This window comes from Niastella sp. sgz303648 (assembly GCF_059587045.1).
In genome coordinates, this window is sequence record NZ_JCAPSW010000008.1 from 124839 (window position 1) to 139405 (window position 14567).

Genomic DNA, 14567 nt, shown 5'->3' on the forward strand with positions numbered 1-14567 from the left:
CAAACCACAAACTGCTTTATTGTTTCGCCGCAACACCGCCGAACAGCGTATCGGCCAAAAAACTTAATTGATTTGCAGATAAACTGAATTCTTCTTCTGAAAAGATTTTATTTCCCATAGACCTCAAAATGAGGTTTACCATTTTGGCCCACAAGCTCATTTCGGCATTGTTCATCATTTTTACTTCATGCCGGCTGATGCCCAGTATAAGAATATCTTTTAAAAGTTCCTCAACGTATGAATCGCGTTGCTTAAGAATACTTTCAATCAGGAAATGGGTTTCGGTAATTTCGGCTTTCATAATGGAGAATTTGTTAGCCTTTTGTTTAATCCCCTCGAGCATGCTGATAATCAGCACACGAAACTTATCTGATGCCGATTCTTCTTTTTTCACTACTTCAACTGCCTGGGCCCGCTGGTCATCTACCTCATTCAGTACAACCGCCTCAAAAATATCTTCCTTTGTTTTATAATAATAGTATAAAGCACTTTTCGATTTGCCTATCTGGCGGGCAATATCTTCCATAGTGGTTTTTTTAAAACCAAAGCGCTCGAATAAATCCCTGGCGCCATTTAGTATCTCTTCTTTAATAGGGTCTTTCAAATCTTGACTATTCGACATATATGGTCGATTTTTTGTGTTTATACAAATATATGCAATCCTTCCGGGCCGACATACCCGGAAACCCCGGGCATTAATATCGTTTCAGGCGTATTGATAAGTATTTTATTATTTATCAGTTGTTTATGATGTATCTCGCTGCTCTCTTTTTATAAAACACCGGAATAACGCGACCCGCTTTCACAATTCTTTAACACTATTTTTCGACCAATTGTATTGTTTGGTCTAAAAGTCGCATTACTTTTGACCAATAAACCAAAATGGTCGAAAATTTAATGAGCGAAATCATTTTAAATACGGTCTTCGGGTTATTCACCAGCCAGGGCATTCAGCCATTTACCATGGATGACATTGCAGCCCGGATGGCGGTATCAAAGAAAACCTTATACCGCTTTTTCGATTCACGCCATCACCTGGTACAGCATGTATGTGAGCGGGTGGCGCACCAGTTCACCATCGATATGGCTAACGCTGATCATGGCGCCACAGACAACCTGCAACGGGTGCTTGCATACATGAACGTCAACATACACTTCTGCAAAAACATCAATCCGGTTTTTTTCACAGATCTGAATAAACATTACCCGGTTGATTACGCATACATACTGAATTCACTCAACAGCGTTATGCGGCAAAAACTGCTTGCAGTTCTTGAGCAGGGCATAGTAGAAGGAATTTTTCGCGGAAGTCTTCATCCGCAACTAATAGTGACCCTTTTACTACAACACATACAAAAGGATTTTGAATTCGCCGCCGAACTGGTGAACGATTACTCAAAAGATGAAGTGTTCAGGCAGGCAATGTACATGTTCTTATATGGAATTATCGCCCCCGGCGCCATTCCGCAGCTTGAAAATGAACTGAAGAAATACAGTTTTTCTACAGCCGAAAAAAACACACTGGTATAAACAAGTTAAACAGCTCAATAAAATTCTCAAATTCATGAAACACATTCAATCGCTTAGCAGTTTGACCAAACGTTTGGTTTTGCTTGTGGCGGGAGTAGGCGTTTTGTCGGTGACAAAAGCACAAACAGCGCCGCTTTCTCTGAAAGAAGCACTGCAATATGCGCTGAAAAACAAAGCAGCAGCCGTTAAGGCAAGGCTTGATGAAGAAAACAGTCAGAATAAAATTGACGAGGCCAAATCGCAGGCGCTTCCTCAAATAAACGGCAATGGCGGCCTTGCTTATAATCCTATTTTACAAAAAAGCGCTTTACCGGGCGAAATCGTAGGGCAGCCGGGCAAAACCCTTATGGTAGCATTCGGACAAAAATGGAACGCCTCTGCTTCGGTTTCAGTGTCGCAGACCCTGTTCGATAAATCGGTTTTCACCGCTTTGAAAGCCTCGAAAACCACGCAGCAATATTATCAGTTAGTAACTGGCTTAACCAATGAACAGGTAATTGAACAGGTGGCTACTCAATACTATGAGGTGTTGGTACAACGGCAGAAACTAACTGTTACCGACAGCAATATTGCCACCACTACCCGCATCAGAAATGTAATTGAAGGGCAATATAAAAACGGGTTGGCGAAAAAGATCGATCTCGACCGAACAACCGTAAACCTCTCTAACCTGCAGGCGCAACACCAGCAACTGATCAATGCAGTTGAGTTGCAGGAAAACACACTGAAGTTTTACATGGGTTTACCCATTGAAACGCCCATAACTATTCCGGTTTCGGTATTGGAAAGCATTCGTCCGCAGTTGTCGCTGGATGATCATGTTCCCGATGTAAAGAACCTGAGCGATTACAAAGTGCTGAAAAAACAGGAAGAGCTGTTGGTATTGCAGAAAGAAGCTACCCGCGCCGCTTATTATCCATCACTGTCGTTGAGCGGCAATTATGGTTACCAGGGAATCAGCAATTCTTTCCCTACCGGCAAAGCCGCTAACTGGTTCGATTACGCGAATGTTGGGTTGAACCTGAAAATTCCCCTGTTCAACGGGTTTTCGACCCGATCGAAAGTACGGCAGAACGAAATTGATATCAAAAAGCTTCATGAAGACATAAAGAATACCGAGCTGTCGCTGAACCTTACTTATCAAAATGCCCGAACACAGCTTCGCAACAGCATTATTACACTGAACAGTCAGAAAGATAATGTGGGACTGGCCGAAGAGGTATATCGCAATACACAAAATAACTATAACCAGGGGTTGGCTCCGTTAACCGACCTGCTCGATGCCGAAAACTCATTAACCACCGCTCAAAATAACTATTCCTCTGCTTTGCTTGATTATCGTTTGGCCGAAATTCAATTGATAAAAGCACAGGGGAATTTAAAATCACTCTTAAACTAACATACAATGAAATGAGACATAAAATTTTCGAGCTATTATCTGTGCAGCGATGAAAATTTTATGTCGAATTCCATGTGGCTAAAAAACAATAAAAATTAACACATGAAAAAGATCATCAGGATCATTGTAACAATCGTAGTAGTAATCGCCTCTTTCGGAGCTATCGCCATGGTGCTTTCGAACAACAAAAAGAAATCAGAAGAAAAAACAAAGATCGTAGCTCAAACAAACGCAACCGTTGCAGTTCGAATTGATACAACCATACGCGCCGTACCCGATCTGGATGTAGTAGCCAACGGAAATTTTGTGCCTGACCAGGAACTGAGCCTCGCTGCTGAAAAAGCGGGCCGCATTGTACAGGTATTGGCCGATGAAGGTACCTATGTGCAAAAAGGACAAACAGTAGCCACTATTCGTGTTGACCAATTATCTGTTGATATGCGCAATGCCGAAGCCGGTTATCAAACAGCGCAGGCCGATGTGCAACGATATGAAAATGCCTATAAAACCGGAGGTGTAACGCAGCAGCAGTTAGATCAGGCACGTTTGAACCTCGAAAATGCAAAGGCCAAGCTTGAGCAATCGCGCATCAACCTTGGCGATGCCAATATCAGGGCTACCATTAGCGGCATTGTAAACAAACGCCATATTGAGCCGGGAACTGTTGTGGCAGCCGGCACTGCTTTATTCGATATTGTAAATGTGTCGTCGCTTAAGCTCAATGTGACTGTGAACGAAGCGCAGGTACCTTACCTGCAAATCGGTAAAACGGTACAGGTAAAGGCAAGCGTATTTCCTGATAAAATATTTACAGGCAAAATCACCTTTATTGCACCGAAAGCCGATGAAGCATTGAACTTCCCTGTAGAAATTCTGATAACAAATAACAAGGCGAATCAACTGAAAGCCGGTATGTACGGAACGGCCGTATTTGATTTTCCCAATCAGAATGCTGTTATTATGGTGCCCCGTACCGCTTTTGTGGGTAGTGTAAACAGCAGGCAGGTATTTGTGAATGAAAGCGGTGTTGCCCGGTTAAAAATGGTTACCCCCGGCCGTGTTTTAGGCGAAAAGGTAGAAGTGCTGAATGGTTTGAACGAAGGTGAGCTGGTGATCACCAGTGGTCAGATTAATCTTGTTGACGGCAATAATGTGAGTGTAATTAAATAGTGCCCGAACACACATCAAAATTATTCAAAATGAAATTAGCTGAAATTTCCATAAAACGGCCATCCCTCGTGATCGTACTGTTTACGGTACTTATACTGGGCGGTTTGTTTAGTTATACTTTACTGGGGTATGAACTGATACCTAAGTTCGACAGCAATGCGGTAACCATTACCACGGTGTATCCGGGCGCTTCGCCGTCGGAAGTAGAAAATACCGTTACCAAAAAAATTGAAGATGCGGTGGCTTCGCTTGAGAATGTCAAAAAACTGGAATCGAAATCAATGGAAAATATTTCATTGGTTACGATTAATCTGAACAGCGGCGCCGATGCCGATTATGCGCTGAACGATGCACAACGCAAGATCAATGCGGTTTTAAAAGACCTGCCCGATGATATTGATCCGCCATCGCTGAATAAATTTTCGCTGAGCGATTTGCCTATATTAACGCTTTCTGCTTCGGCTAAAATGGATGAAACTTCTTTTTACGACCTTGTAGATAAACGCATCAGTCCGGCTTTATCGAGGGTAAACGGTGTGGCACAGGTGAACCTTGTAGGTGGTCAGGAAAGAGAGATACAGGTTAGTCTCGATGCCGACAAGCTCAAAGGATATGGTTTATCGGTTCCACAGGCCCAGCAAATGATCCTTGGTTCGAACCTCGATTTTCCTACCGGTAATGTACAAACACGGGAGCAAAATATTACGGTTCGTTTATCGGGCAAATATAAAAATGTAAACGAGCTACGAAACCTGGTGCTTACTTCACGTAACGGAATTTCCGTTCGGTTGTCGGATGTGGCTGATGTGCAGGATGCGCAAAAAGAGGTAGAGAAAATATCGCGTGTGAATCAAAAGAACTCTATTGCCATACAGATCGTAAAGCAATCTGATGCCAATGCGGTGGCAGTGGCCGAACAAATTAAAAAGAAGATACAAACCCTTGAAAAAGATTATGCGGCCAGTGATTTAAAGCTCGACATTGCGAATGACAGCACTGTATTTACACTCGAGGCCGCCGATTCAGTGGTGCACGACCTGTTGCTGGCGGTAGTGCTGGTGGCTTTTGTGATGCTGTTCTTTTTGCACAGCGTAAGAAACTCATTAATTGTAATGGTTTCTATTCCGGCTTCACTGATCGCTACATTTATTGGTATGGCGCTATTGGGTTACACGCTTAACCTGATGAGTTTGCTGGGGCTTTCGCTGGTGGTAGGTATTCTTGTAGACGATGCCATTGTGGTGCTCGAAAACATTTACCGCCATATGGAAATGGGTAAAAACCGGGTGCGCGCCGCTTACGACGCTACCAAAGAAATAGGATTTACCGTTACTGCCATCACCATGGTGATTGTGGTGGTGTTTTTGCCGATCGCTATGAGTACCGGCTTAGTATCGAACATCATTAAACAGTTTTGTGTAACCGTAATCATCGCCACGCTTCTTTCGTTGTTGTCGTCGTTCACTATTGTGCCCTGGCTTTCATCACGTTTCGGAAAACTGGAACACCTTACTTCAAAAAGCCTGTTTGGCAGAATTATTCTGGGTTTTGAAAAAGGGCTTACCTCTTTTACACACTGGATCAGCAGCATATTGGAGTGGTCGCTGAAACATAAACGCATCACATTGGCTATTGTGGTTGTACTGTTTGCAGGTTCGTTGTACATGCTGGCAGGCGGTTTTATTGGCGGTGAATTTTTTGCCAAGAGCGACAGGGGCGAATTTCTGGTGCAAATGGAGCTGCCAAAAGACGCCTCGATTGAACAAACAAATCAGATAACACAAAAAGCCGAAGCCTACCTGCGTAAAAAGCCCGAGGTGGTTGATATGATCACTACCGTAGGACAAACAAGTGATGGTATGGCTGGTAGTCAAAGCACCGCTTACAAATCGGAAATACGAATAAAGCTGGTCGACAGAAAATATCGTACAGACGATTCATACGTGTATGCAGCCAAAGTAAAAAGGGAATTGCAAAACGTATTGGTGGGCGCCAAAGTAAAAACAACACCGATCAACATATTAGGTACGGCCGATAACGCGCCGCTGGCCCTGGTAGTTATGGCGCCTGATTTAGACAGCGCGATGGCTTTTGCCAATGCAGCGCACGACGAGTTGAAAAAGATCAGAGGCGCTTCTGAAACAAAGCTCACCGTTGAATCGGGCAATCCCGAAATCAATGTGCAGGTCGACAGAGATAAAATGGCCAGTTTGGGTTTAACGCTTCAAACCGTAGGGGCTACCATGCAAACGGCTTTCAATGGTAATACCGATGGCAAGTACAGAGCAGGCGAATACGAATACGACATCAATATTCGCTATAATAGTTTCAACCGCTCGAACATTGATGATGTGCGAAACCTTGAATTTGTAAATGATAAGGGAGAAAATATCAAATTATCGCAGTTTGCCGACATTAAAGAATCATCGGGCCCAAGCCAGTTGGAGCGTAGAGATAAAAGTCCTTCGGTAACTATTCAGGGGCAAACAGTAGGCCGCCCTTCGGGTACCGTAGCTTCAGAATGGCAGGCCGCTTTTGAAAAATTACGCAAACCGGCCGGTGTAAGTTATGTGTGGAGCGGCGATATGGAAAATCAAAGCGAAGGGTTTGGTACGTTAGGCGTTGCGCTGCTGGCCGCCATTTTACTGGTATACCTCGTGATGGTGATATTGTACGACAGTTTTGTGTATCCTTTGGTGGTGTTGTTTTCAGTTCCGCTGTCGTTTATCGGCGCCCTGCTGGCACTGGCATTAACTGCCAACTCATTGAACATTTTTACCATTCTGGGTATCATCATGCTTATCGGGTTGGTGTGTAAGAATGCCATCATGCTGGTTGATTTTACCAACCACCGCAAAGCCGCCGGCGAATCAACTTTTAAAGCGCTTATACAGGCAAACCATGCAAGGCTTCGTCCGATTTTAATGACAACCATAGCGATGGTGTTTGGTATGCTGCCCATTGCGCTTGCTTCGGGTCCCGGTGCAGAATGGAAGAATGGTCTTGCCTGGGTAATTATCGGCGGATTGATCAGTTCGCTGTTCCTTACCCTGATCATTGTTCCTGTGATCTATGCCATTTTTGATCGCTGGATCGAACGGTCAAAACGCAGAAAAGAACAAAAAGGAACAATAGAAGAATTAATGGTAGAAAAATATGTTCCGGCCCTGAGCGAAGATGGATTTACGCCGGTACATGCAATTTAGTTTACAGGTTAATAAGTTTACAGGTTAACAAGTTTACAGGTTAACAAGTTAACTGATCAACTGGTCGACTTGTAAACTGAAAACAGGGTTAGTTACATTAGGTTGGTTATGTTCATGAATGGGGCAGGGCAGAGGAAAATAATCCTTTGTTCTGCCATTTTTTATGTTTATGGTTTGTAGTTGCTGCCGCGCTAAATTGTGTTTCTGGTTTGTAGTTTTTGGTTTATTGTTGCTGCCGCGATTTGGAGTTTCATTATTAAGATCAAACACCTTAATTGTTTAACAGGATCAAAACTGCACGACAAGATTCACCTAAAGAACCACAAACCACAAACCACAAACTTCAAACTGCAAACAGATATTACTTAGCTTTGCGCCGTGCAACTTCCTCAAAAATTTCTTGTTTCATTAACCGGCGTCAAAGGCTTTTCAAAAGAAGCATTTGTACAGGTGCATGAAAACGCAGAACAGGTGACCTCAGTTCGAATGAACCCGTTTAAGTCAATAGACAATAAGCAATTGACAACAGGCAATACTTCATTGCCAATTGCCCATTGCCAATTGCCCATTGATAAAAAAATCCCCTGGTCATCTTACGGCTACTACCTCACCGAACGTCCTTCGTTTATATTCGATCCTTTGTTACATGCCGGCGCCTATTATGTGCAGGAAGCATCGGGCATGTTTGTAGAGCAGGCGCTGAAGCAAACCGTTGATACAACCCAGCCGCTGCGCGTGCTTGATTTGTGTGCAGCGCCGGGAGGTAAATCGACCCTGCTGCAATCGCTCATCAGCGCCGATAGTCTGCTGGTGAGTAACGAAGTGATCAAGTCAAGGGCTGCCATACTCGAAGAAAATACCGTAAAATGGGGCGGTACCAATGTAATTGTTACTAATACCGATCCGGCATCTTTTGCACGCCTGCCCGGTTTTTTTGATGTGATTGTTATCGATGCGCCCTGTTCGGGATCGGGCCTGTTTCGCCGCGAGCCCGAAGCCATTGGTGAATGGAGTGAACAGAATGTGCAATTATGCTACCAGCGGCAACAACGCATACTCGCCGATGTTTGGCCTGCTTTAAAACAAGGTGGGATACTTATTTATTCTACCTGTTCCTATTCAAAAGAAGAAGACGAAGATATAGCCGACTGGCTGATGGAGACATTTGATACCGAAAGCATACAGCTAACAACCGATTCATCGTGGAATATTGTAGAAACGATCAGCCCTAAACGCCAGGCATTCGGCTATCGCTTTTTTCCTGATAAAATAAAGGGCGAAGGCTTTTTTATCAGCTGCTTTCGCAAACAGGAGGGAGATATTGCGGCTTTACGGCCTCCTAAAAAATCATTATTGCAAAAGATTTCAAAAAATGAAGCGGCCATTGTTCACCCCTGGTTGCAACAAACAAAACCGGTACAATTATGGAAGCAGCAGGATGAATTGCTGGCTTTTCCGGCCGCTTTGGAAAAAGAGTTGTTAACAATTGCAGATACAATTTATGTACGGCGGGCGGGAACTACCTTAGGCAAAATTGCCGGAAACGACCTGATACCCGATCATGCGCTGGCTGTAAGCAACATTATCAGCGATTCAATTGTTGCAGTATCGTTAAAAAAGGAACAGGCTATACAATATTTACGGAAAGACGAAGTTACCGTATCAACTGACCATAAGGGATGGACTTTAGTGCAGTACGGGCCTTATAACCTGGGATGGATAAAGGTGCTGCAGAACAGGATCAATAATTATTATCCGGCAGGCTGGCGGATACTGAAAAGGGCCACTGATAGCAATGAATAATCGTTGCTGCGTCCCGCCACAGGCGGGACCACTGATTACACAGATGAACACAGATGAAATACATTATTTTCGATGTTCAAAACTAATTTCTGTACAACTATGCATAAATGAATGACAGCTATTGGTTTTGGTGTCAAAACCGGAACTTATCTGTGTTCATCTGTGCAATCTGTGGCAAAAAAACTGGCCTGAGCGAAGCGAAGGCTTCTGTGGCCATCAATTAAAATATATTTTACATCTTTGCATCGAATAAGAAATGCATTACCTATGTTGAAGATCAAAGGCGTTTTTTTTACCGCGTTTATATTGCTCACACAATTCGTGTGGTCGCAATCTGACCTGACTGTGCAGGGAGCTTCTCCTGATCTTTACCTGATACATACAGTGCAACCCAAAGAAACCTGGTATTCAGTAGGGCGCATTTACAATGCGGCCCCAAAAGATATAGCCGCCCTGAGCAATGTGAAAATGGATAAGATGTACGTGGGGCAACAATTAAAAGTGCCCCTGAATGCATTGAATTTTTCGCAGGACGGAAAAGGAAAGCCCGATGAGGTTTTTGTTCCGGTGTATCACATTGTGCAGGAAAAGGAATGGATGTACCGCATCAGCCAGAACCATAATAAAATACCGGTTGAAACACTTGAAAAATGGAATAATGTCACCAACGACCAGTTGCAGCCGGGTATGAAGCTGATTGTAGGATACCTGAAAGTAAAAACCATGCATTCGCCGCTGGCTGCCAACGGATTAAAGAAAATAATCCCGGCTACCGGCACCCCGGTGGCTGTTACCGGTACCACTACACCGGCCAATTCCACAACGGCTCCTGTGGCTAAAAATGAAAAGCCGGCCGAAACCAAAGTCGAAAAGCCGGCTGAAACCAAAACCGATAAAGCGGTAGAAGCCAAAAAAGAGGAGCTGAAAAAAGAAGAGCCCAAAAAAGAAGAGGTTAAAAAAGATATAAATACACCTCCGCCCGCTACCGAAGAAATGCCCAAAACATCGTCAAAAACGTCAACAGCGGTCATTCAAACCAGTGCCGATGGAAATTATGGCGGTTATAAGGGTGGTTATTTCAAAACCATGTATGGCAGTACCGGTAAAAGCACCGCCGGTAATGCAGGTGTTTTCAGAAGCACCAGCGGATGGAAAGACGGTAAGTATTATGCCCTGATGAATAATGTTCCGGTGGGCACCATTGTAAAAGTTACGTACAGCTCTACCAATAAAAGCGTTTTTGCCAAAGTACTGGGCCAGTTGCCCGAAATGCGCGAAAGCGTTGGATTAACCGTTCGCCTCAGCGATGCTGCCGCTGCTGAACTGGGCGCAGAAACGGGGAAGTTTTATGTAGATGTTACTTATTGATGGGCGATTTTGCTAAATGGTAAATTAAGTAATTCCAATAAATTGTTACCGGTTACCAGGTACCGGATCCCGGCAACTGGTAACCGGCAACCGGTAACTGGCAACCTGCCTTACGGCCGGTATCCCTTCAAAAACTCCTCTACCGCCATCTTCTTTTTTCCTTCGAGTTGTAATTCGGTAATGTGAATATACCCGTTGGCGCAGGCGAGCTTCAGATATGTTTTTTTATCGGTATCGATGGTACCCGGTTCCTTTGATGTAGCCGTTTCTTCTTTTTTCGCTTTGTATATTTTAAGCACTTTATCGTTCAGATAAGTAAACGCGGCAGGGTAGGGCGATAACCCCCTGATCAGATTATAAATTTCTGCGGCCTGTTTATTCCAATTTATTTTACAGGTTTCGGTAAAGATCTTGGGCGCATGTTGTATTGTTTGCTCATTGCTTATTGCCGATTGCGGTATTTCCTTTAACGTACCATTCGCCAGGCCTTCTACTGTTTTTACCAGTAATTGTGCCCCGATCTCTTTCATGTTATCGTGTACTTCGCCGGCTGTTTCATCATCACCAATTGTAAAGCTTTCCTGCATCAGAATATCGCCGGTATCAATTTCGTGTTTCAGTTTAAAAGTGGTAACGCCGGTTTCTTTTTCGCCATTGATCACCGCCCAGTTGATAGGCGCTGCGCCCCGGTATTGCGGTAATAATGATCCATGCAAATTAATGGTTCCCATGGGCGGCATATCCCATACCACTTCGGGCAACATACGAAATGCAACTACTATCTGCAGATCGGCCTGTAATGCTTTTAGTGCTGATATAAACTCAGGGTCTTTCAGTTTTACCGGTTGCAATACCGGCAGCCCTTTTTCAACGGCATACTTCTTTACAGCGCTTTCGGTCATTTTCATGCCCCGGCCTGCCGGTTTATCGGCTGCAGTAACTACCGATACAATGTTACAGCCTGCATTTACCAATGCATTGAGCGATGCAACGGCAAATTCGGGGGTTCCCATGAATATAATACGTGGTTTGTTGTTTGTGGTTTGTTGTTTGTGGTTTTCTGACATTGTTAGGTTGCTGTTTGTTTTTTCTGAATCTCTAAAAATCGGAATACAATAAATACTTCTTCCTTTTCATCTTAAAATTACCAAGGGCCGGTTCCCAGCTTTTGCGTATGGCATCTTCACTCAATCCCTGTTTAATTTGTTTTATCAGCACATCATTGCCGGCAAGGCGATTGAACGAAGCGCCGTCTTTCAAAAAAAATGAATCCTTTTGCGGAAACAGGCGGTAGGCTTCGAGAATATACTTCAGCTGAATTTTGCCATCTGTTGTTTTCAATACTTCATCCGGTGTGCCGCTAACATCCCATCCGTAGCAAAGCTGGTCTTTTAATTTCGGATTGGTAGCTCCGGGTACACTATGCGGTGTAAAGGAAATTAATTGTTTTGGTAATAACGGATGTCCGAATAGCTGAAATGGTTTTGGCGTACCGCGGCCCTCGCTTAAAATGGTGCCTTCGAACCAGCAGGTGGATGGGTACCAGTAAACAGATTGTATGTTGGGCAGGTTGGGGCTGGGTTTTACCGGTAATAGGTATTTGCTTTTGTGGGTGTAGTTGGCGCATTTAACAATAGTGAGTGAAAATTGTTGCGGGGTAAACGTAGCCTTACTCACTCCGGCAATTTGCACAACCTGATTTTTGGTTTTTTTTGCCAGCCATCCTTCTTTTAATAACATGGTGGCGTATTCGCCCATCGTCATGCCATACACAATTGGTATAGGCTGCATGCCTACAAACGATTTGAATTTAGGGTCAAGCACGGGGCCATCAACATAAAAACCATTGGGGTTGGGCCGGTCGAGCAGCATCAGCGGTTTGTTATTTTCGATGGCTGCTTCCATATATTCCTGCATCGAGGAAATATAAGTATAAAAACGGGTGCCTACGTCCTGTATATCGAACAGCAGCACATCTACCTCTTTCAGGTCATCGGCCGATGGCTTGCGTTTGCTTCCGTATAACGATACTACCTGAATGCCTGTTTTGTCGTCGATGTAATTGCCCACTTTTTCGCCTGCATCGGCAGTGCCGCGAAAACCATGTTCGGGCCCGAAGATCACTTTAACGGCAATGCCTTTCTTTACCAGCGTGTCAACAAGGTTTACTGAATCTACCACCGATGTTTGATTGGCGAATATGCCTACACGTTTTCCCTTCAGCAACGGTAAATACACATCCATTCGTTCGGCGCCTGTAATGATCGGCATTCTGAATATCTTAGCCTTTGCATATGTTTTATCTAAATCCTGAGGCCTGGTCTTTTTTGGCTGTGTATAACCGGTAAAAGCAACAACCAATGCAACTGTTAATAACCATGGTAATTTGTACATAATGTGTTTTTTCTGTTGGGTAAAAAAATGGACAAAATCCCTCAGGGTTTATTACAATTTGACGGCAAATTTCACAAAAAAGTTTTATTGGTTGCCCCAAATTATTAATGTTACTTTGCAGCAACAGGGAATTGGGCTTCTTTTTCATCTCATTTATTCATTTTTTTCACGAAAGAAATGCCGTGATTTCCTCCCTAATTTTTTATATTTAAAACGTTTGTATGCAACAAGTAAAAAGCGGCGATACAGTAAAAGTTCATTATAGCGGCCGTTTAACTGATGGCACTTTGTTCGATTCATCTGCCGGCCGCGAGCCGTTACAATTTGAGGTAGGAAGCGGAATGGTGATTGCCGGTTTCGATAATGGCGTGATGGGTATGGTAGTGGGTGATAAAAAAACAATTCAGATTCCCGTAGCAGAAGCTTATGGTCCTAAAAATCCCGAAATGATCGTTGCCTTCCCTACCAGTGAATTTCCTGAAGATATGGAACTGGAAGTTGGTCAGCGTTTAAATATGACGAACTCTGAAGGACATGTTATTCCGGTTGTGATCACTGAAATCGGTGAAGAAACGGTGATGCTCGATGCCAATCATCCGCTCGCCGGCGAAGACCTCGTTTTTGATATTGAACTGGTTGAAATTGGCGCACCCGCTTCGCGGATTATTATGCCATAAAGTAGAATTTATAGCAGTTTTATAATATCTATACATACCTTTTTTCAAGTTGGCAGTTTGCAGTTGGCAGTTTCCATGGCCACCTGTTAGCTGCCAATTGCTTTTTAGCCCATTACAATTCAGATCCCCTTTTTAAATGTCAATTGCTACCTTTTTGCAGGTTTCTGCTGCCCATTCACCACTGCCTGCTGCCTATTTAGTAGTTTACCCGTATTGACCTGCCGCCAATTTTTTTTATTTTGTGCGCAAAGTCTATACCTTATGATAATAACCCCCAAACGCACTGTTGGGTGCGCACTATTTATTTGTTTGTTTGGAATAGTTCATGCTCAGGATCAGTCTGCAACAGGTTCTTCACAGGTACAAACCACAACGGCGCCTGCTCAGGAGCAGCCTTTACCCGAATCGGATTCAGCCATTGCAACAAAACAGGCGTTGAAATTTGCCGACAGTTTATTAAAAGCAAATTTTTATGCCGATTGGCCAACGTACATGGGCTTAACCTGCCCAAGCGCTATTAAGTATTATGGCGGAAAGAATGGTTTTCAGGAACACGTGACAACAATTCACTTCCACAATGAGCCTAAACCTGATGAACGGCCCGAAAAAACGGCCATGGTTACCCTACAGAATAAGGTTGATACATGGCAATGCGTAATTGAAAAAGTTCGGGAAACTTTTACAGAAGATCGCGGCAGAGCAAAAAGCTATTCGTATCTCGTAGGTGAATCAACCGACAACGGACTTACATGGAAGTTTATAGATGTAAGCCAAAATTCATTGGAAAATGTAATTAATATTTTACCAACCATTTTCGGCGACCTGCCTATTCCGGAAGCAAAAACAGTATATCCGGATGAAGTAGCTGCGCAGGAAGTTCAGCAACCGGCTGTAAAAAAGAAACCGGTGGCGAAGAAGCACGTTAAATGATGGTTATATGGTTAAATTGTTTGATGGTTGGGGCGTTGATTTTTGAACCTGTCGATTAAATATTAATAGGTTCAAAGTTCGGGATTCCAA

The 14567-nt window shown here is 43.6% G+C and carries 11 protein-coding genes; 8 read left to right on the plus strand and 3 right to left on the minus strand.

Features of this window, described 5'->3' with window-relative positions:
- Nucleotides 1-16: 16 nt before the first annotated feature.
- Nucleotides 17-622 (minus strand): TetR/AcrR family transcriptional regulator, encoded by a 606-nt coding sequence (locus AC59IL_RS23255; RefSeq protein ID WP_496554597.1) that lies wholly within the window; start codon nt 620-622, stop codon nt 17-19.
- A gap of 275 nt (nt 623-897) precedes the next feature.
- Between AC59IL_RS23255 and AC59IL_RS23260 the strand changes: the two genes are divergently transcribed.
- The 6 genes from AC59IL_RS23260 to AC59IL_RS23285 all read left to right on the plus strand — a co-directional run bounded on the left by AC59IL_RS23260 (nt 898) and on the right by AC59IL_RS23285 (nt 10476).
- Nucleotides 898-1530, plus strand: coding sequence for a TetR/AcrR family transcriptional regulator (locus tag AC59IL_RS23260; RefSeq protein WP_496554598.1), 633 nt, complete (start codon nt 898-900; stop codon nt 1528-1530).
- 34 nt (nt 1531-1564) lie between these two features.
- Nucleotides 1565-2929: a TolC family protein gene (locus AC59IL_RS23265; protein ID WP_496554599.1), complete on the plus strand. Its 1365-nt coding sequence runs from the start codon at nt 1565-1567 to the stop codon at nt 2927-2929.
- A 102-nt stretch (nt 2930-3031) separates the two neighbouring features.
- Entirely contained in the window at nt 3032-4099 is a 1068-nt protein-coding gene (locus AC59IL_RS23270; protein ID WP_496554600.1) for an efflux RND transporter periplasmic adaptor subunit, read from the plus strand.
- A 29-nt stretch (nt 4100-4128) separates the two neighbouring features.
- On the plus strand, nt 4129-7305 hold the full coding sequence (locus tag AC59IL_RS23275) for an efflux RND transporter permease subunit (protein ID WP_496554601.1): 3177 nt from the start codon (nt 4129-4131) through the stop codon (nt 7303-7305).
- Nucleotides 7306-7683: 378 nt separating this feature from the next.
- Nucleotides 7684-9108, plus strand: coding sequence for a methyltransferase RsmF C-terminal domain-like protein (locus AC59IL_RS23280; protein ID WP_496554602.1), 1425 nt, complete (start codon nt 7684-7686; stop codon nt 9106-9108).
- A 267-nt stretch (nt 9109-9375) separates the two neighbouring features.
- Nucleotides 9376-10476, plus strand: coding sequence for a LysM peptidoglycan-binding domain-containing protein (locus AC59IL_RS23285; protein WP_496554603.1), 1101 nt, complete (start codon nt 9376-9378; stop codon nt 10474-10476).
- A 110-nt stretch (nt 10477-10586) separates the two neighbouring features.
- Here AC59IL_RS23285 and fmt read toward each other — a convergent pair whose 3' ends face one another.
- Nucleotides 10587-11543: a methionyl-tRNA formyltransferase gene (gene fmt, locus AC59IL_RS23290; protein WP_496554604.1), complete on the minus strand. Its 957-nt coding sequence runs from the start codon at nt 11541-11543 to the stop codon at nt 10587-10589.
- Nucleotides 11544-11574: 31 nt separating this feature from the next.
- Nucleotides 11575-12870 (minus strand): exo-beta-N-acetylmuramidase NamZ family protein, encoded by a 1296-nt coding sequence (locus AC59IL_RS23295; RefSeq protein ID WP_496554605.1) that lies wholly within the window; start codon nt 12868-12870, stop codon nt 11575-11577.
- A gap of 221 nt (nt 12871-13091) precedes the next feature.
- Here AC59IL_RS23295 and AC59IL_RS23300 point away from each other — a divergent pair, with 221 nt between their 5' ends.
- Together AC59IL_RS23300 and AC59IL_RS23305 are read left to right on the plus strand one after the other, a co-directional pair.
- Nucleotides 13092-13547, plus strand: a complete 456-nt coding sequence (locus AC59IL_RS23300) for an FKBP-type peptidyl-prolyl cis-trans isomerase (protein WP_496554606.1) — start codon at nt 13092-13094, stop codon at nt 13545-13547.
- A gap of 261 nt (nt 13548-13808) precedes the next feature.
- On the plus strand, nt 13809-14477 hold the full coding sequence (locus AC59IL_RS23305; protein ID WP_496554607.1) for a hypothetical protein: 669 nt from the start codon (nt 13809-13811) through the stop codon (nt 14475-14477).
- The last annotated feature ends 90 nt before the right edge of the window (nt 14478-14567 follow it).